We start from the raw sequence: 19,004 nt of genomic DNA, 5'->3' as shown, positions 1-19,004 counted from the left end.
GAAGTCGGAATCGCTAGTAATCGCGAATCAGAATGTCGCGGTGAATACGTTCCCGGGCCTTGTACACACCGCCCGTCACACCATGGGAGTGGGTTGCACCAGAAGTAGCTAGTCTAACCTTCGGGAGGACGGTTACCACGGTGTGATTCATGACTGGGGTGAAGTCGTAACAAGGTAGCCGTAGGGGAACCTGCGGCTGGATCACCTCCTTAATCGACGACTCAGCTGCTCCATGAGCTCCCACACGAATTGCTTGATTCATGCGTTTGTAAAAGTGCAGAGCTAAATATTCGATTCGAATACTTAGCTCTGATCTTTTTCAGAACCGTTCTTTAAAAATTTGGGTATGTGATAGAAAGATAGACTGAACGTTACTTTCACTGGTAACGGATCAGGCTAAGGTAAAATTTGTGAGTTGCTCTTTGAGCACAATCGAATTTTCGGCGAATGTCGTCTTCATAGTATAACCAGATTGCTTGGGGTTATATGGTCAAGTGAAGAAGCGCATACGGTGGATGCCTTGGCAGTCAGAGGCGATGAAAGACGTGGTAGCCTGCGAAAAGCTTCGGGGAGTCGGCAAACAGACTTTGATCCGGAGATGTCTGAATGGGGGAACCCAGCCATCATAAGATGGTTATCTTGTACTGAATACATAGGTGCAAGAGGCGAACCAGGGGAACTGAAACATCTAAGTACCCTGAGGAAAAGAAATCAACCGAGATTCCCTTAGTAGTGGCGAGCGAACGGGGACTAGCCCTTAAGTGGCTTTGAGATTAGCGGAACGCTCTGGAAAGTGCGGCCATAGTGGGTGATAGCCCTGTACGCGAAAATCTCTTAGTCATGAAATCGAGTAGGACGGAGCACGAGAAACTTTGTCTGAATATGGGGGGACCATCCTCCAAGGCTAAATACTACTGACTGACCGATAGTGAACTAGTACCGTGAGGGAAAGGCGAAAAGAACCCCGGAGAGGGGAGTGAAATAGATCCTGAAACCGTATGCGTACAAGCAGTGGGAGCAGACTTTGTTCTGTGACTGCGTACCTTTTGTATAATGGGTCAGCGACTTATTTTCAGTGGCGAGCTTAACCGAATAGGGGAGGCGTAGCGAAAGCGAGTCTTAATAGGGCGTCTAGTCGCTGGGAATAGACCCGAAACCGGGCGATCTATCCATGGGCAGGTTGAAGGTTAGGTAACACTGACTGGAGGACCGAACCGACTACCGTTGAAAAGTTAGCGGATGACCTGTGGATCGGAGTGAAAGGCTAATCAAGCTCGGAGATAGCTGGTTCTCCTCGAAAGCTATTTAGGTAGCGCCTCATGTATCACTGTAGGGGGTAGAGCACTGTTTCGGCTAGGGGGTCATCCCGACTTACCAAACCGATGCAAACTCCGAATACCTACAAGTGCCGAGCATGGGAGACACACGGCGGGTGCTAACGTCCGTCGTGAAAAGGGAAACAACCCAGACCGTCAGCTAAGGTCCCAAAGTTATGGTTAAGTGGGAAACGATGTGGGAAGGCTTAGACAGCTAGGAGGTTGGCTTAGAAGCAGCCACCCTTTAAAGAAAGCGTAATAGCTCACTAGTCGAGTCGGCCTGCGCGGAAGATGTAACGGGGCTCAAACCATACACCGAAGCTACGGGTATCATCTTCGGATGATGCGGTAGAGGAGCGTTCTGTAAGCCTGTGAAGGTGAGTTGAGAAGCTTGCTGGAGGTATCAGAAGTGCGAATGCTGACATGAGTAACGACAATGGGTGTGAAAAACACCCACGCCGAAAGACCAAGGTTTCCTGCGCAACGTTAATCGACGCAGGGTTAGTCGGTCCCTAAGGCGAGGCTGAAAAGCGTAGTCGATGGAAAACAGGTTAATATTCCTGTACTTCTGGTTATTGCGATGGAGGGACGGAGAAGGCTAGGCCAGCTTGGCGTTGGTTGTCCAAGTTTAAGGTGGTAGGCTGGAATCTTAGGTAAATCCGGGATTTCAAGGCCGAGAGCTGATGACGAGTGTTCTTTTAGAACACGAAGTGGTTGATGCCATGCTTCCAAGAAAAGCTTCTAAGCTTCAGGTAACCAGGAACCGTACCCCAAACCGACACAGGTGGTTGGGTAGAGAATACCAAGGCGCTTGAGAGAACTCGGGTGAAGGAACTAGGCAAAATGGCACCGTAACTTCGGGAGAAGGTGCGCCGGTGAGGGTGAAGCACTTGCTGCGTAAGCCCACGCCGGTCGAAGATACCAGGCCGCTGCGACTGTTTATTAAAAACACAGCACTCTGCAAACACGAAAGTGGACGTATAGGGTGTGACGCCTGCCCGGTGCCGGAAGGTTAATTGATGGGGTTAGCTAACGCGAAGCTCTTGATCGAAGCCCCGGTAAACGGCGGCCGTAACTATAACGGTCCTAAGGTAGCGAAATTCCTTGTCGGGTAAGTTCCGACCTGCACGAATGGCGTAACGATGGCGGCGCTGTCTCCACCCGAGACTCAGTGAAATTGAAATCGCTGTGAAGATGCAGTGTATCCGCGGCTAGACGGAAAGACCCCGTGAACCTTTACTATAGCTTTGCACTGGACTTTGAATTTGCTTGTGTAGGATAGGTGGGAGGCTTTGAAGCGTGGACGCCAGTTCGCGTGGAGCCATCCTTGAAATACCACCCTGGCAACTTTGAGGTTCTAACTCAGGTCCGTTATCCGGATCGAGGACAGTGTATGGTGGGTAGTTTGACTGGGGCGGTCTCCTCCTAAAGAGTAACGGAGGAGTACGAAGGTGCGCTCAGACCGGTCGGAAATCGGTCGTAGAGTATAAAGGCAAAAGCGCGCTTGACTGCGAGACAGACACGTCGAGCAGGTACGAAAGTAGGTCTTAGTGATCCGGTGGTTCTGTATGGAAGGGCCATCGCTCAACGGATAAAAGGTACTCCGGGGATAACAGGCTGATACCGCCCAAGAGTTCATATCGACGGCGGTGTTTGGCACCTCGATGTCGGCTCATCACATCCTGGGGCTGAAGCCGGTCCCAAGGGTATGGCTGTTCGCCATTTAAAGTGGTACGCGAGCTGGGTTTAGAACGTCGTGAGACAGTTCGGTCCCTATCTGCCGTGGACGTTTGAGATTTGAGAGGGGCTGCTCCTAGTACGAGAGGACCGGAGTGGACGAACCTCTGGTGTTCCGGTTGTCACGCCAGTGGCATTGCCGGGTAGCTATGTTCGGAATAGATAACCGCTGAAAGCATCTAAGCGGGAAACTAGCCTCAAGATGAGATCTCACTGGGACCTTGAGTCCCCTGAAGGGCCGTCGAAGACTACGACGTTGATAGGTTGGGTGTGTAAGCGCTGTGAGGCGTTGAGCTAACCAATACTAATTGCCCGTGAGGCTTGACCATATAACACCCAAGCAATTTGACTACTCGAAAGAGCATCAGATTGCGGTGTGTGAAGACGAAAGAACCGAAAGTTCGAGATGCTCACAAAACACCAGCTGTCACATACCCAATTTGCTGAAGCGAGGCCAACCGGCCACGACTCAGTACCCGAATTTCTTGACGACCATAGAGCGTTGGAACCACCTGATCCCATCCCGAACTCAGAAGTGAAACGATGCATCGCCGATGGTAGTGTGGGGTTTCCCCATGTGAGAGTAGGTCATCGTCAAGATTAAATTCCGAAACCCCTATCTGCGCATGCAGGTAGGGGTTTTGTTTTTGTGCCCGTTTTTCCTGCATGATGCCGGTTGCTCCGGGCGGCTTTCCGCGGCCCAACATAAAGAAAATGACACGAAAGTGACCCGGCAGTTTTTGTTATGGTGCAGCTCGTTTTTTTAACGGACTGTTTCAAGCCCAGGGATCGGCATTTTCTTTTCAGAGTTGCTACAGAAATGCCCCAACCGATTCCAATCAAAGACCACGAAAAAGAGACGCGCCTGGTCAACAAGAGACTGATGGCCTGTGCCTTGTTTGTCGTCGCCATCACCTGTGCACTGGTGGTGCGCCTATACGTACTGCAGGTGGTGGAATTCGATTATCACTCGACGATCTCCGAAAACAACCGTGTCCACGTGCTGCCGATCACGCCTACCCGCGGCTTGATCTATGACCGCAACGGCGTGGTCCTGGCGGACAACCGACCCAGCTACAACCTGATCATCACTCGCGAACGCGCGTCCGACGTCAATCAGGAACTGGACGAAGTGATCAGCCTGCTGCACCTGCCTGCCGAAGACCGCACGCAGTTCGACAAGGCGATGAAACAGGCACGGCATCCGTTCGTGCCGGTGACCTTGTTCTATGAACTGACCGAGGAGCAGATCGCGGTACTGGCGGTCAACGAGTTCCGTTTGCCGGGCCTCGATGTCGAGCCGCAGTTCGTGCGGCACTATCCGTTGGCCGAGCACTTCGCGCATTCAGTCGGCTACGTCGGACGGATCAACGAGAAAGAGTCCAAGGTCCTGGATACCGTCGAGTATCGAGGTACCCAGTCCATCGGCAAGACCGGGGTCGAAAAATTCTACGAGTCGCAACTGCACGGCCATGTCGGTTACGAGGAAGTCGAGACCAATGCCCAGGGCCGCGTGTTGCGCGTGCTCAAGCACACCGATCCGGTGCCCGGTGAAAACATCGTCCTGAGCCTGGACGTCAAGCTGCAGGAGGCCGCCGAGCACGCCCTGGGCGATCGTCGTGGCTCCGTGGTCGCGCTGGATCCGTCGACCGGTGAAGTGCTCGCCATGGTCAGCAACCCGAGTTTCGATCCGAACCTGTTCGTCACCGGTATCAGCTCCAAGGAATACTCGGCGCTACGCGACTCCATCGATCGACCGCTGTTCAACCGTGTGCTGCGCGGGCTCTACGCGCCGGGCTCGACCATCAAGCCGGAAGTCGCGATTGCCGGGCTCGACGCCGGCATCGTCACGCCGCAGACCCGGGTCTTCGATCCAGGTTATTACCAACTCCCGGACTTCGACCACAAGTACCGCAACTGGAACCACAGCGGCGACGGTTGGGTGGACATGGACGCGGCGATCATGCGCTCCAACGACACCTACTTCTACGACCTCGCGCACAAGCTGGGCATCGATCGACTGCACGACTACATGGCCATGTTCGGCCTCGGGGAAAAGGTCTCGCTGGACATGTTCGAAGAGTCCCCCGGCTTGATGCCGTCCCAGGCCTGGAAGCGCGCCACGCGGCGTCAGCCGTGGTTCCCCGGGGAAACCGTGATCCTCGGCATCGGTCAGGGCTATATGCAGGTCACGCCTCTGCAACTGGCGCAGGCCACGGCGCTTATAGCCAACAAAGGCGTGTGGAACCGCCCGCACCTGGCCAAGACCGTCGACGGGGTCGCGCCGGTGGACGAGCATCCGATGCCGAATATCCTGCTCAAGGACCCGCGCGACTGGGAGCAGGTCAACCACGGCATGCAGATGGTGATGCACGATGCCCGCGGGATCGCCCGGGCGGCAGCGGCGGGGGCGCAGTACCGGATCGCCGGCAAGAGCGGCACCGCGCAAGTGGTGGCGATCAAACAGGGCGAGCGTTACAACCGCGCGAAGACCCGCGAGCGCAACCGCGACAATGCCTTGTTCGTCGGATTTGCCCCGGCCGAACATCCGCGGATCGTAATTTCGGTGATGATCGAAAACGGCGAGGCCGGTGGCCGTGTCGCCGGTCCGGTGGTGCGGCAGATCATGGACGCCTGGCTACTCGATCAGGACGGCCACCTCAAGCCGCAATACGCGGTGCCGAGCAAGGCACCGGGCGATCCTCACGTATAAGCGATCTATCATCCGCAGAAAATCATGAGCTCAGTCGGTCAGTCGCTGTTGCAGGCTTTCGAGAAAGATCGTCTCGGCACGGCTCATGCGCTGCTCGCGGTTCCACAGCAAATGGATGTCCACATCGGCAATCCCTTCATGGGGCGGCAGGCGCCAGAGCAATCCGGCGTCGACGTCGGCCGCCACTACGTGCTCGGGCAGGCAACCGATACCGAAGCCGGCGATCACCAGTCGCCGGACTTCTTCCAGGCTCGGCGACGAGGCGACGATGCGTCCGCTGAAGCCCTGCTGGTCGCGAAAGATCGTCAACGGCGAGAGCATGCCGCCAATCTGGTCGCTGGTGAAACTGACGAAATTCTCCCGCTGCAAATCCCCTTCGGCGACGTCACGTCGACCGAACAGCGCATGGTGCTTGCCGCAAAAAAACGCATAACGCTGGCGCAGGAAGAGACGCTGTTCCAGGCGCGGCTGCGGGCGCCGGTTGAGGCTCAGGCCCAGAGTGGCGGTTTTTTCCTGGAGGGCGCTGACGATATCGGAACTGCGCATTACCTCGACCTCCAGATCCACCCGCGGGTGCTGGCGATGAAAGTCGGCGAGGAAGTCATCGAAGCGCTCGGAGAAGATCCGGCTGATGATCAGCAGGCGCACCTTGCCGATGACTTCGTCGGCCGGTTGTTCCAGCACGCTGCTGACCTGGGACATCTGCCCGTAGATTTCCCCTGCCAGTTCGAAGATCTGCTCGCCGACTTCGGTCAGGGCAAACCGTGGCCCGCGCCGGGCGATCAGTTGCCGCCCCAGTTGTTCTTCCAGGCGCTTGAGCGCCTGGCTCACCGCCGGCTGTGTCAGGTGCAGGCGGGCGGCCGCGCGGCTGATGCTCAGCTCCTGGCCGATTACCCGAAAGGTGCGCAGCAGGTTCCAGTCCAGGCGGTCATTGAGCAGGCGGTCCATAGGTGTTCACGGAAAGTAAAAACATGAAAGGGCAAGTCACCCCGCAATGGGCCAGATCCTAACATCGTTCGCCTGGCGGCGCAGAAAAGCTCATGGGCCAAGGCATCAGCTGACCGCATGCCGCCGGCCGCTGTTCAAGTCGATCCATGCGCAGTGGATCGACTTGGCCCTGCGTGCTCAAACCACTCCAGGCCACAATGGACTCACTGCTGCAGGATGAACGTCGCCAGGCTGTGCAGATCGTCCGGGCTCAACTGCGCGAAAGGCGGCATCGGGATATCCCCCCATTTGCCGCTACCACCGTGCTGAATGCTCGACGTCAGCTTGGCCAGGGCCTGCGGGTCATTGGCGTACCGGGCCGCCACATCGTGATAAGCCGGGCCGACGACATTGTGATCGATGGCGTGGCAGGACAGGCAGGCGTTGTTCTGCAGCAATGTCGTGGCGTCGACTTTTGCCATCGGGGCTGGTGCAGGTTGGCCCGCCGGCGGGTTGGAGGCCGCCTGTACATCGGCATCGCTCGCCTTGGCACTGCCGTAGGTGGCCGCCAGGTAGGCGCCGATGATGGTCACGTCCTGATCGCTGATCGGAGCACCGTACACGTGCTGCATCTTGCCCGCTTCCGCCGTCCACTGCGCCAGGCTCATGCCCGGGGGCTGGAAGTTGATGTAGTCGGCGGAATGGCAGGTGGAACACTTCTGCTGGGCCAGCGGGTAGCCCGGCAGCGTACTGGGCTTCAAGGCTGCCGTTTCCGGCGGCAGGGTGATCGACAGGGGCGCTGCACTGGCCAAACCGGCCAGGCAGATTTGTGCAGCGCACAGCCAGCGGGTCATGATTTTCATGGGTTTCATCCGGCTCTCCTCAGGCGACGGTCACGTGGCTGGTTTCGACGACGTGGCGGCGGTAGCCGGCAGGGTTCCAGTCGGCTTGCAGCGGTTGGGTCTCGCCCGCGCGGTTGCTGGCGCGCACCATCAGCTGTGTCGCGCCCTTGCTGGTGAAGGTGATCGCCAGCGTCCACTCGCGGAAGGAGAAACGGCCAAGGTCCTGGCCAAGCGTGGCTTCACGCCACGTTTTTCCACCGTCGATGGACAGTTCCACCTTGTTCACTCCGGCACCGCCGTCGAACGCGATGCCCTTGAGCAGCACTTTTTTTTTCAGCGGCAACACATCGCCCTGTTTAACGCTGGTGATGAAGCTGCGCACCGGCAGTTTGGAGATCGGTTTGGTTTGTGCTGGCGTAGTGCCGGGTGCGATGCAGAAACAATCGTTGTCCGGAACCCGGTAACCCTTGGCCATGAAGAAACCGTCGTAGGTATGGTCGACGACTTCGATCTCGCTCAGGTGCTTGACCCAGTAGGTGCCGAAATAACCGGGCACCACCAGGCGGATCGGATAACCGTTGAGGAAGGGCAGGTCGGTGCCGTTCATCGACCAGGCGATCATCGGCTCACCGTCCATGGCATGGCTGATGTCCAGGGCCTTGATGAACTCCGGTGTGCTTGGCAGTACCGGTTTGTCGAGGCCGCGGAAGGTCACTTGTTTGGCGTCGGCTTTCACCCCCGCTTTTTCCAACACAGCCTTGAGCGGCACACCCACCCAGCGTGCATTGCCCATTGAGCCGTTGCCCAACTGCGCGCCGAACACCCGCGGCATCGAGAAGCCGCGGCTGTTGCCCGAGCATTGATTGACGGCCACCACTTCCACCGGCTCCGCCAGCGCCTTGAGCTCTGCAAGGGACAGCGACAACACGGTGTCGACCGCACCCTTGACCGTCAGCCGGTAGCTGTCCGGATCGATGCTGGTGGGGAAATTGGCCAGGTGGTAACGCACGAAAAAAGCGTCATTGGGGGTGATAGGCCCTTCGTTGAAGACCGCGAAGGGCGTCTCCAGGTGCGGTGGGCGAGTGGTCACCAGGGTCAAGGGGCGTTTTTGCGGGTACTGCACCAGCGGCCGTGGGCCCGCCGCGAATGTCACTTCCTCGGCGCTCTCGTCGGCTGCCCTGGCGAGGCTGGCCAAGGGGGAGGCGGCCACCGCCAGGGTCAAGGCATCGCGCAAAACGCGCCGTCGGGTGGGTTTGCTGTTATCGACAAAACTGAACTTCATTCTGCGCTCTCTTTGATTGTTTTTTTGAGATGCAACCGATAACCCCATCAGGGCACAAAGGCATCGGTCTAGACGTGTCGCGTCACTGTTCGATGAGCCAACCAGTATCGCCAGGCGCGGGGTGTCTGCTTCTCATTGAGCGACAGTGTTTTAGCAGTTGATGACAGAGGGCGGGCCATGCGGGGGCGACATTGGGAAGCAGATGAGCGTGATCTACACCTTGTCCAGCGAGACACACCCTGACACCTGCAATCCCAAATTATAAGTGTGGTTTATACTTAGAATAACAAATAGAAAATTGACTAATCATCGCCCGCGGACGAAAAATCATCCCCAGACCGGCGCCGCCAGAGCGCCGCTGATTGTTCGTTTATCTCCTGCCAAAAATATAAACAAAGGAGTCCGCCCCCATGAAGCCTCCCGCTTCGTCCCAGCCGCGCCGTGCGGCTGCCGCAGCCTTTATCGGCACCATGATCGAGTGGTACGACTTTTACATCTACGCCACCGCCGCCGCGCTGGTGTTCGGTGCGCTGTTCTTCCCCTCCGACGACAAACTGTTCAGCACCATGGCCGCGTTCGGCACCTTCGCCGTGGGCTTCTTTGCGCGGCCGTTGGGTGGGATTGTCTTTGGTCATATCGGCGATCGCATCGGCCGCAAGAAATCGCTGATCATCACCTTGCTGATGATGGGCGTGGTCACGGTGTGCATCGGCTTGCTGCCGACCTACGCGCAGATCGGCGCAGCGGCACCGGTACTGTTGATTCTGTTGCGCATCGTCCAGGGCATTGCCGTCGGTGGCGAGTGGGGCGGGGCGGTGTTGATGGCCGGCGAGCATGCGCCCAAGGGCCGACGCAATTTCTTTGCCTCGTTCGCGCAACTGGGCAGCCCGGCGGGTTTGATCCTGTCGCTGTTGGCCTTCAGCGCGGTCACCCGTTTGCCGGAAGAAGACCTGATGAGCTGGGGCTGGCGCTTGCCGTTCCTCGCCAGTTCGCTGTTGTTGCTGGTGGGCCTGGCGATTCGCCTGGGCGTCAACGAGTCGCCGGAGTTTCTCGCCAGCCGCGAGCAGGCCAGCAAAAACCAACGCAAGGAGCAGGCGCCGGTCATGGAAGTGCTGCGCACCGCCTGGCGGCCGCTGCTGTTGTGCATCGGTGCCAACACATTGGGCATCGCCGGGGTGTATTTCACCAATACCTTCATGATCGCCTACGCCACCCAACAACTTGAGCTGCCGCGCTCGTTGATCCTGGAGTGCCTGTTCGTCGTCGCGATCATCCAGTTCTGTATTCAACCCCTGGCGGCGTGGGTCGCCGAGAAGATCGGTGCGACCCGTTTCCTGTGCCTGGTGTCGCTGCTGGCCATGGCCTCGCCTTACCCGATGTTCGTGTTGGTGAGTTCGGCCCAGGCGCCGCTGATCATCCTCGGCATTGCCCTGGCGGTGGTGTGCATGGCGTCGTTTTATGCGGTGATCGCAGGTTACGTCAGCGGCATGTTCGAGACCCGGGTGCGCTACACCGCGATCTCCCTGGCGTACCAGATTTGCGGGGCCGTGGCGGGTGGTTTGACGCCGCTGATCGGCACGATGCTGGCGCACAAGTTCGCCGGCCAATGGTGGCCGATGGCGATGTTCTACAGCCTGATCGCCGCAACGTCCTTGATCTGTGTCCTGTCCCTTGCCCGTCGCCATGCCAGTGCTGAACGCGTGGAAATGGCCAACGCCTGACGCCGAACCGAACTGTAGGAGCCGGCTTGCCGGCGAAGACGGTCGAAAGATCGATGCATGTCTTGAAGGCCTCTTCGCCGGCAAGCCGGCTCCTACAAAGCGTCGTTTTGCATTTTCCTGGAGTGATTTATGTTGAAGATTAATGGCGAACGCCTCTGGGCGAGTCTGATGGCGATGGCCGAAATCGGTGCCACTGCCCGTGGCGGCAGCTGCCGCCTGGCCTTGAGCGACGAAGACAAGGCCGGTCGTGAACTGTTTGCCCACTGGTGCCGCGAGGCCGGCATGACCCTGAGCGTGGATGCCATCGGCAACCTGTTCGCCCGCCGCGCCGGCACCGATCCCGATGCCGCGCCGGTGATGATGGGCAGCCACCTCGACACCCAGCCCGAAGGCGGTCGGTTCGATGGCGTATACGGCGTGCTCGCCGGCCTGGAAGTGGTGCGTTGCCTCAATGACCTCGGCATCCAGACCCGCAAGCCACTGGAAGTGGCGGTGTGGACCAACGAAGAAGGCGCACGCTTCACCCCGGCGATGTTCGGCTCGGCGGTATTCACCGGCATCATGTCGCTGGACGCGGCGCTGGCGGTGCGCGATGCCGATGGCATCAGCGTCGCACAAGAGCTGCAGCGCACGGGATACGCGGGCGATCGTCCGTTGGGCGGTGCGGTGGATGCATACTTTGAAGCGCATATCGAACAGGGGCCGATCCTCGAAGACAACGCAAAAAGCATCGGCGTGGTCAGCGGCGGCCAGGCGATCCGCTGGCTCGACGTGCGCGTCGAAGGCATGGCCGCCCACGCCGGTACGACGCCCATGCCGCTGCGCAAGGATGCCTTGTACGGCGTGGCGCGGATGATCCAGGCCATCGAAGGCCTGGCTGCCGATTTCGCCCCCGAAGGCCTGACCACGGTGGGCGAGTTGAGCATCAACAAGTCCTCGCGCAACACCATTGCGGGGCTGGTCAACTTTACGGTCGACCTGCGTCATCACCGCGACGAAGCCATCGAGGCCATGGAGCAACAGGTTCGTGCGCGACTGCAGGCGATCGCCGACGGTCGCGGTTTGAACCTGACCATTACCCCACACTGGATCAGCCCGGCCACGCCGTTCGATGCCGATTGCGTGGCGGCGGTGCAGCAGGCGGTGGATGCCCTGGGCTACGCCCAGCAATCGATCGTCAGCGGTGCCGGGCACGACGCGATTCACCTGGCGCGGTTCTGCCCGACGGCCATGGTGTTCATTCCGTGTGTGGGTGGCCTGAGCCATAACGAAGCGGAAGATGTGTTGCCCGAAGATGTGCGCCAGGGCACTGATGTGCTGCTCAACGCAGTGCTGGCTCGCGCCGAAATCACTGGGTAAACACTATTCCCATGTGGGAGCGGGCTTGCTCGCGAAGAGGGAGTGTCAGTCGATGCAGATGTTGTTTGACGCACCGCTTTCGCGAGCAAGCCCGCCCCCACATTCAGGCCGTACTCAGTTTCAAGATTTTAGTTAACTGACAGGTATTCACTCCATGCGCAGTTTTTTCCACCCCGAACAATTGCTCCACCATCCACGCAGCTACTACTCCCGTGGCCAGATGCGCACCCCCCAGGAAGTACCCGAGCGCGCCCAGCGCCTGGTGCAGGCATCAAAGGCATTGGGTTTCAAGGTCGAACAGCCCGTTGATGCCGGGCTCGATCCGCTACTGGCAGTACACGGTGCCCCCTACCTGGTGTTCCTCCAGGAAGCCCACCAGCGCTGGAAGGAAATCCCCGAGGATTGGGGCGACGAGGTGATGTCGAACATCTTCGTGCGTGAGCCCAACGCCCTGCGCGGGGTGCTCGCACAAGCCGCGCGCTACCTGGCCGACGGCAGTTGCCCAGTGGGCGAGCAGACTTGGCGTTCGGCCTACTGGTCGGCGCAAAGCGCAGTCGCCGGCGCCCAGGCCCTGCTCGATGGCGAACCGGCGGCCTATGCCTTGTGCCGTCCACCGGGGCACCATGCCCGGGCCGAAGCGGCAGGCGGTTTCTGTTACCTGAACAACGCCGCGGTGGCGGCCCAGGTGTTGCGTGGTGGTTTTGCGCGGGTGGCGGTGCTCGACACCGACATGCACCACGGCCAGGGCATCCAAGAGATCTTCTATGATCGCGATGACGTGCTGTATGTCTCGGTGCATGGCGATCCGACCAATTTTTATCCGGGGGTTGCGGGTTTTGCCGATGAGCGTGGCGTCGGAGCGGGCGAGGGGTTCAACCTCAACTTGCCGATGGCCCATGGGGCTAGCGAGGCCGACTTCCTCGAGCAGCTGGATGTAGCTCTGGAAGCGGTGACGGAGTTCGGTGCCGAGGTGTTGGTGTTGTCCTTGGGGTTCGATATTTTCGAGCTGGATCCGCAGAGCAAGGTGGCGGTGACTCGGCAAGGGTTTGCGGTGCTCGGCGAGCGGATTCGCAGCCTGGGATTGCCGTGTTTGATCGTGCAGGAGGGGGGGTATCACCTGGAGAGTCTGGAGGATAATGCGCGGGCGTTTTTTGTGAGCCCTGAGGTTTGGCAGCTCTGAAATTTTGCTGTCCGGTCTATCGCCTTCGCGAGCAAGCCCGCTCCCACATTGTTCAGCGTCGATCACAAACCTGTGGTCCAACTCGGTCAAGTGTGGGAGCGGGCTTGCTCGCGAAGAACGATGACGCGATCCACCTGCCGGAACACAAGCGCCGTAAGGCACTTGCCATCGCCCTGACGTTAACGTAAAGATTGCGGCAGGGCGCCGACGTATGAAGGCGCAGGGCGGACGACCCGGAGCGCTTGATGACGCTAATAAAAACAAACTCCCCCAAAATGCATCGTGAAGCCCGGCTGGCCCGGGAAAAACTGCATCTGGAAGGTGAGGTCCCGGACGGCGTTTTGCGCGCGGAGATCGATGCCTCCTGGCGGCGCAGCCTCAGCCATGGCGTGCATTTCAATGCCAAGCATGAGCTGGCGCTGGAATCGAGTGCCAGCGTCGATGTGTTGCTGGCGAGCAATCGCCTGCTGATCGATGCGGCGTTGCCGGCGATCGATTACCTGGCCGAACGCCAGGGCAAGGAAGGGCTGATCATCCTCGCCAACTCCGACGCCACCATCCTCGCCGTCGAAGGTCGCGCCGACCGCCTCAAGGGCAGTGGCCTGCAGGACATCACCCTCGGCGCCTGCTGGAGCGAAGCCGCGCGCGGCACTAACGCCCTCGGCACCGCCCTGGTGGAGGCCCGGCCTACCCTGATCGATTGCGGCGAACATTACCTGGATCGCCTCAGTGATTTTTCCTGCACCTCGGTGCCGATCCATTGCCCCCAGGGCGACATCCTCGGCGTGCTCGACCTGACCCGCGAAGGCCCGCTGGGCCGCGCCCACGACAGCACCGCGCTGTTGGCCATGGCCGTCAGCCAGATCGAGAGCCGCGTCTTCAACTCAAGCTATCCGGACGAAATCGTCCTGGCTTTCCATAGTCGCCGCCAATACCTCGAATCGCCGTGGCAGGGCCTGCTGGCGGTGAGCCTGGGCGGGCAGATCCTCGCAGTCAGCGCCCAGGCCTGCCAGTTGTTGCATGCCGAACGCTCGGCGCTGGTCGGTCGGCGCTGCGAAGAGTTCCTCGGGGTCGATGGCCTTCAATTACTGGCACGCCTGCATCAGGGCGGCATCGGCAGTCTGCAGACCGCCAAGGGTGAATTCTTCTACAAGACCCTGCGCGCGCCGCAACGCTCGATCAACGTCGGCAGCTCGCCACGCACCGTCGCCAAACCTGCGAAAAACCAGCCCGACCTGGAATCCCTGGCCGGCAGCAATGCCCGTTATGCCCGTGCCCTGCGCATGGCCCGTCAAGGCCTGGCCAACCAGTTGCCGGTGTTGCTGCTGGGTGAAACCGGCACCGGCAAGGAAGTCATCGCCCGTGCCCTGCACATGGCCGGCAGCCGCTGCGACAAACCTTTCGTCGCGGTCAACTGCGCGGCGATCCCCGAAGGCCTGATCGAGTCGGAGCTGTTCGGCTACCGCGAGGGTGCGTTCACCGGTTCACGCCGGGGCGGCATGGTCGGGCGGCTGCAACAGGCCCACGGCGGCACCTTGTTCCTCGATGAAATCGGTGACATGCCGCTGGCCTTGCAGGCCCGTCTGCTGCGCGTGCTGCAGGACCGCAAGGTCGCGCCATTGGGCGCCGGCGAAGAGCAGGACATCGACGTCGCGCTGATCTGCGCCACCCACCGCGACCTCAAGCGCCTGGTGGAAGACAAGCACTTTCGCGAAGACCTGTTCTACCGGGTCAACGGCATCAGCGTGATGCTCCCGGCGCTGCGCGAGCGCGAGGATTTCAGCGCACTGGTAGGCCGTCTGCTGGCCAGGCTCGACGCGCCGAACATGGTCCTGCACGACGACTTGAACCGCTTGCTCGAGGGCTATCACTGGCCGGGCAACATCCGCCAACTGGAGATGGTCCTGCGCACCGCGCTGGCCATGCGCGAACCCGGGGACACGGTGCTCACCCTCGATCATTTGCCCGACAGCATGCTCGACGACCTCAACGCCAGCGAACGGCCCCAGGCCGGCAGCATCCGTGAAAACGAACTGGAGATGATCCGCCAATCCCTGGACAGCCACCAGGGCAACGTTTCGGCCGCTGCCGACGCCCTGGGCATCAGTCGCGCGACCCTGTATCGCAAGCTCAAACAGTTGCGCTCGTAATGCAGCGCCTGATTGTGCGGCTGATTGACAGCCAGAACCCCGAGGCTTTGCAAGCCGCGTTGCGCTGGCTGTACAGCTTCGTGCGCCCGCACCGCCTGGCGATCGCCGGGCTGTTGGGCCTGTCGGTGTGTGCCTCGGCGCTGGTGCTGGTGCAGCCGTGGCTGACCAAGCTGCTGATCGACGATGGCCTGCTGGCGCGCAACTTCCCGATGCTGGTGCTGATCGCCGGGCTGATGATCGTCGCCGGCTTGCTGGGCACGGCGTTGTCCGGGATCAACCGGTACCTGCACACGCGCTTGTCCGGGCGCATGCTGTTTGCCCTGCGCGATGACCTGTACCGGCATTTGCAGACCCTGTCGCCGAGCTTCTACGGCCAGCGGCGCATCGGCGACCTGATGTCGCGCCTGGATGGCGACGTGGCGGAGATCCAGCGCTTTGCCGTGGATTCGTTGTTCTCGGCGGTGTCGAGCGTGATCGGCCTGGTGGTGGCCGTGGCGATGCTGCTGACCCTGTCGTGGAAGCTGTCGCTGCTGGCGCTGGTGCTGATTCCCCTCGACGTGCTCTGGCTGCGCTGGATGCGGCGCAAGGTCGAGCGCGATGTGCGGCAGTTGCGCGAACGCTCGGCGGACATGTCGTCGTTCATGGTCGAGACGCTGCCGGTGATGAAGTTCATCCAGTCCGCCGGCCAGCAGCAGCGCGAAGCTCGGCGTCTTGAAAGTCTGGGCCAGGGTTACATGAGCCAGTTGCTGCGCCTGCAGGTCACCGAGTTTTTCACCCAGGCCGTGCCGGGTACGCTGACCTCGCTGTCGCGGGCCTGTGCATTCCTGATCGGCGGTTATTGGGTGGTGCAGGGCACCTGGCAGTTGGGTGCATTGATCGCCTTTTCCACCTACCTGGGCATGGCCGTGGGGCCGGTGCAGAGTTTGCTCGGGCTGTATGTGGCGGTGCAGCGGATGACCGTCAGCCTCGGGCGGGTGATGGAACTGCGTGGCGAACAACCCACGGTGCTCACTCCCGTTGCGCCCCGGTCGATGCCGACTTCGGGCGATCTGCGATTCGACGATGTGCATTTCAGTCATCCCGGTCGGACGACGACCTTGCGCGGCATCGAAGCGTGCATTCCCTATGGGTTGAAAGTCGCCCTGAGCGGCGGCTCAGGCGTCGGTAAATCCACGCTGATCGACCTGCTGCAACGCCATCACGATCCACAGTCCGGCCGGGTATTGCTGGGGGAGGTGGATGTACGCGAACTCGACCTGTTCGAATTGCGTCGGCGCATTGCCGTGGTCAGCCAAGACATCGTGCTGTTTCGCGGCAGCCTGGCCGACAACCTGGCCTACGCCGTGCCGGATGCCAGCCGTGAAGCGATCGCCGAAGTCGCACGGCTGGCGCAACTCGACAGCCTGATCTCGACCTTGCCCGAGGGCCTCGACAGCCCGTTGGGGGAGCGCGGCCAGCAGTTGTCCGGCGGGCAGAAGCAACGAATCGCTATCGCCCGCGCCCTGTTGCAGGACCCGCTGATCCTGGTGCTCGACGAAGCCACGTCGGCGGTGGACGAAGCCACCGAGCGCGAAGTGATCGAAGCCATCGACCGGCTGTTTGCCGGGCGTACGCGCATCCTCATCAGCCATCGCCCCTCGACCCTGGCCGATGCCGACCTGCGCTTTGAATTGCTCGATGGCGTGCTGGTGTCGAAAACGGTGCTGCATGAGGCCTGAGCTGTGCATTGGCGTGGTAGACAGCGGTCACTCGGCGGCGCAACGAGTGCAAGTGGTCGCCGGCCGGCGTTTTTCCCTGGTGGAAGACGGGCTCGCTGAAAGCGACCTGCGTGACGACCCGCTGGGCCATGGCAGCGCGGTGATCGAAGCCATCGGCCGGCGAGCACCCGCGGCGCTGTTTTGCGTGGCGCAAGTGTTCGACCAGCGCGGGGTCACCAGCGCCCTGCAGATCGCCACGGCCATCGACTGGCTGGTGGCGCAGGACGTGCGCTTGATCAACCTGAGCCTGGGCCTGCGCCAGGATCGCAGCCTGCTGCGCAACGCCTGCGCGGCGGCGGTGGCGCGGGGCGTGCTGCTGTGCGCGTCCAGCCCGGCCCAGGGCGAAGGGGTGTTTCCGGCGAATTATCCTCAGGTGCTGCGCGTGACCGGCGATGCGCGATGCACCGAATTGCAATGGTCATGGCTTGACAGTGCCCAGGCGGATTTCGGTGCTTGCGTGCACGGCACCTATCCCGGGCAATCGGGGGCGAGCCTCGGCTGCGCGGCGTTGAGCGGGCATATCGCCGCTTTCCTGGTCGAGCAGCCCGGGGCGAGCAACGAACAGATCGTCCAGTGCCTGCGGGACAACGCCCATTACCGTGGCCCTGAATGGCGCCGCGGCCCATGAGTACGATTGTGGTGCTGGGTGCCGGCCCGGCCGGTGCGGCGGTGGCGCTGGGCTTGCGCCGGCTGGGGTATCCAGTAACGCTGGTTTGCGAGTGGCGCCGTTTTGCCGCGCTGGAAGGGGTTTCCGTGCGGGTGCTGGAAGCCTTGCGCGGCGCCGGCCTGCAGCAGGCCTTGGCGCAGGCGACACTGCCTTCGCAACGCCAGGTGAACTGGAACGGCCAGCAGCATGCGCAAAACATCGAATTCCTGCTCGACCGCCCGGCCTTCGACCGGGGCTTGCGCGAAGACTTGCGCGAGGCGGGCGTGGACCTGATCGAAGGTCGGGTGCTCGGCGTGTTGTCATCGTCCTCGGGGCATCAGATCCAGGTCGAAGGGCGTGAAGCACTGGACGCGGATTTTCTCGTGGAAGCGCGCGGACGCCAGGCGCCGGCCCTGGGCAAAGGCTTGCGCGGGCCGGAGACGGTCAGCCTGCTCAATCGCTGGCAAGGCGCACCGGGCACGACCGCCAGCGCCGTGGAAAGCCTCGCCGACGGCTGGGCCTGGATGGCGCGACGGGACGACGGTCAATGCTACTGGCAATGGACGGTGGACGTGGCCAGTGCCGGGTTGCCAGGTAAGGCGCAGCTGCTTGAATACTGCCGGCAACGGCGGCGGGCATCGGCAGTGGCCCGGGCTTTTTTCGGCGCCGAGCCAGAGGCCGACCTGCAACTGCATGCCCGCAGCAGCACGGCGATCCTCAGCCCACAGGTGTGCGGCGAGCACTGGATTCGGGTCGGTGATGCGGCGATGGCGGTGGACCCGCTGTCGGGCAACGGTATCTTTCAATCCCTGTCCTCGGCGTTGCAGGCACCGACGGTGATCAACACCTTGTTGCGCAAACCTGAGCGGGCGGGCCTGGCCCAGCGGTTTCACCAGCAGCGGGTGGAGCAGTTGTTCCTGCGGTTCGCGCGCATTGGCCGGGATTTTTATGCCGATGAGCAGCGCTGGCTTGACCAGCCATTCTGGCAGGCGCGGCGGCAATGGCCGGATGCCGAGGTGGCCCATGTCGAGGCGGATTTCAGTGCGTTGCGGATTGAGCGGGCGCCGGTGTTGAAGGATGGGTTTGTCGATGAGGCCGAGGTGGTGATCACGGCGGACCAGCCGTTGGGAATCTGGCATGTGCAGGGGGTGGAGTTGGCGCCGTTGGTGCGGCGGTTGTGGAGTGAGCCTGCGGATCGGGTGTTGGCCGGGTTGACGGTGGAGCAGGGGAAGATTGTCAGGAGTTGTTTGTTGGGGCTGGGATATAAACCCTGATCTTTGCATTGGCAGGGCCGGCCTCTTCGCGAGCAAGCCCGCTCCCACACTGGTTCTGCGTCGTGCACAGATCAAAATGTGGGAGCGGGCTTGCTCGCGA

General features: G+C 61.0%; 11 protein-coding genes and 3 rRNA genes (1 of these 14 running past the window's edge). 11 read left to right on the top strand and 3 right to left on the bottom strand.

The features are described from left to right. The 4 genes from DKB71_RS24270 to mrdA all read left to right on the top strand — a co-directional run. Positions 1–212 (top strand): 16S ribosomal RNA (locus DKB71_RS24270); it begins 1,325 nt to the left of the window's first position. Between the two features lie 276 nt (positions 213–488). Then, positions 489–3,382 (top strand): 23S ribosomal RNA (locus DKB71_RS24265). 155 nt (positions 3,383–3,537) lie between these two features. Next, positions 3,538–3,653: ribosomal RNA gene (rrf, locus tag DKB71_RS24260) — 5S ribosomal RNA — on the top strand. Together the 16S, 23S and 5S rRNA genes form the textbook arrangement of a ribosomal RNA operon. 220 nt (positions 3,654–3,873) lie before the next feature. Continuing rightward, positions 3,874–5,766, top strand: coding sequence for a penicillin-binding protein 2 (gene mrdA, locus DKB71_RS24255; RefSeq protein WP_408597927.1), 1,893 nt, complete (start codon positions 3,874–3,876; stop codon positions 5,764–5,766). A gap of 30 nt (positions 5,767–5,796) precedes the next feature. Here the strand turns inward: mrdA and DKB71_RS24250 are convergent, their stop codons facing one another. From DKB71_RS24250 to DKB71_RS24240, 3 genes are all read right to left on the bottom strand, one after another. Then, on the bottom strand, positions 5,797–6,714 hold the full coding sequence (locus tag DKB71_RS24250) for a LysR family transcriptional regulator (protein ID WP_323609325.1): 918 nt from the start codon (positions 6,712–6,714) through the stop codon (positions 5,797–5,799). A gap of 203 nt (positions 6,715–6,917) precedes the next feature. Beyond that, on the bottom strand, positions 6,918–7,565 hold the full coding sequence (locus DKB71_RS24245; protein ID WP_408597924.1) for a c-type cytochrome: 648 nt from the start codon (positions 7,563–7,565) through the stop codon (positions 6,918–6,920). A 10-nt stretch (positions 7,566–7,575) separates the two neighbouring features. Continuing rightward, on the bottom strand, positions 7,576–8,817 hold the full coding sequence (locus DKB71_RS24240) for a molybdopterin-dependent oxidoreductase (RefSeq protein WP_408597922.1): 1,242 nt from the start codon (positions 8,815–8,817) through the stop codon (positions 7,576–7,578). Between the two features lie 410 nt (positions 8,818–9,227). On the opposite strand from DKB71_RS24240, the gene DKB71_RS24235 reads away from it, so the two are divergent. From DKB71_RS24235 to DKB71_RS24205, 7 genes are all read left to right on the top strand, one after another. After that, complete coding sequence (locus DKB71_RS24235; protein ID WP_408597920.1) at positions 9,228–10,538, top strand: MFS transporter; 1,311 nt, start codon at positions 9,228–9,230, stop codon at positions 10,536–10,538. Between the two features lie 129 nt (positions 10,539–10,667). Then, complete coding sequence (locus DKB71_RS24230; protein ID WP_408597918.1) at positions 10,668–11,897, top strand: Zn-dependent hydrolase; 1,230 nt, start codon at positions 10,668–10,670, stop codon at positions 11,895–11,897. A gap of 154 nt (positions 11,898–12,051) precedes the next feature. Further along, complete coding sequence (locus tag DKB71_RS24225) at positions 12,052–13,077, top strand: histone deacetylase family protein (RefSeq protein ID WP_408597916.1); 1,026 nt, start codon at positions 12,052–12,054, stop codon at positions 13,075–13,077. Positions 13,078–13,322: 245 nt separating this feature from the next. Next, complete coding sequence (locus tag DKB71_RS24220) at positions 13,323–15,227, top strand: sigma-54-dependent Fis family transcriptional regulator (protein WP_408597914.1); 1,905 nt, start codon at positions 13,323–13,325, stop codon at positions 15,225–15,227. Beyond that, on the top strand, positions 15,227–16,945 hold the full coding sequence (locus DKB71_RS24215) for an ABC transporter ATP-binding protein (RefSeq protein WP_408597912.1): 1,719 nt from the start codon (positions 15,227–15,229) through the stop codon (positions 16,943–16,945). The genes DKB71_RS24220 and DKB71_RS24215 overlap by 1 nt, the downstream gene beginning before the upstream one ends. Further along, complete coding sequence (locus DKB71_RS24210) at positions 16,935–17,612, top strand: S8 family serine peptidase (protein WP_408597910.1); 678 nt, start codon at positions 16,935–16,937, stop codon at positions 17,610–17,612. Before DKB71_RS24215 ends, DKB71_RS24210 begins: the two co-directional genes overlap by 11 nt. Then, positions 17,609–18,904 carry an NAD(P)/FAD-dependent oxidoreductase gene (locus tag DKB71_RS24205; RefSeq protein WP_408597908.1) on the top strand — a complete coding sequence of 432 codons (1,296 nt, stop codon included), beginning with the start codon at positions 17,609–17,611 and terminating at the stop codon, positions 18,902–18,904. The genes DKB71_RS24210 and DKB71_RS24205 overlap by 4 nt, the downstream gene beginning before the upstream one ends. Positions 18,905–19,004: the final 100 nt, after the last annotated feature.

This window comes from Pseudomonas sp. PLMAX (assembly GCF_046042685.1).
Taxonomy (GTDB): Bacteria; Pseudomonadota; Gammaproteobacteria; order Pseudomonadales; family Pseudomonadaceae; genus Aquipseudomonas; species Aquipseudomonas putida_AE.
This window is presented reverse-complemented; position numbering and strand designations above follow the sequence as displayed.

Bases quoted from the DNA above. Each gene is read 5' to 3' on its own strand.
- mrdA (WP_408597927.1), top strand. From the start codon at position 3,874: ATGCCCCAACCGATTCCAATCAAAGACCACGAAAAAGAGACGCGCCTG.
- DKB71_RS24250 (WP_323609325.1), bottom strand. From the start codon at position 6,714: ATGGACCGCCTGCTCAATGACCGCCTGGACTGGAACCTGCTGCGCACC.
- DKB71_RS24245 (WP_408597924.1), bottom strand. From the start codon at position 7,565: ATGAAACCCATGAAAATCATGACCCGCTGGCTGTGCGCTGCACAAATC.
- DKB71_RS24240 (WP_408597922.1), bottom strand. From the start codon at position 8,817: ATGAAGTTCAGTTTTGTCGATAACAGCAAACCCACCCGACGGCGCGTT.
- DKB71_RS24235 (WP_408597920.1), top strand. From the start codon at position 9,228: ATGAAGCCTCCCGCTTCGTCCCAGCCGCGCCGTGCGGCTGCCGCAGCC.
- DKB71_RS24230 (WP_408597918.1), top strand. From the start codon at position 10,668: ATGTTGAAGATTAATGGCGAACGCCTCTGGGCGAGTCTGATGGCGATG.
- DKB71_RS24225 (WP_408597916.1), top strand. From the start codon at position 12,052: ATGCGCAGTTTTTTCCACCCCGAACAATTGCTCCACCATCCACGCAGC.
- DKB71_RS24220 (WP_408597914.1), top strand. From the start codon at position 13,323: ATGACGCTAATAAAAACAAACTCCCCCAAAATGCATCGTGAAGCCCGG.
- DKB71_RS24215 (WP_408597912.1), top strand. From the start codon at position 15,227: ATGCAGCGCCTGATTGTGCGGCTGATTGACAGCCAGAACCCCGAGGCT.
- DKB71_RS24210 (WP_408597910.1), top strand. From the start codon at position 16,935: ATGAGGCCTGAGCTGTGCATTGGCGTGGTAGACAGCGGTCACTCGGCG.
- DKB71_RS24205 (WP_408597908.1), top strand. From the start codon at position 17,609: ATGAGTACGATTGTGGTGCTGGGTGCCGGCCCGGCCGGTGCGGCGGTG.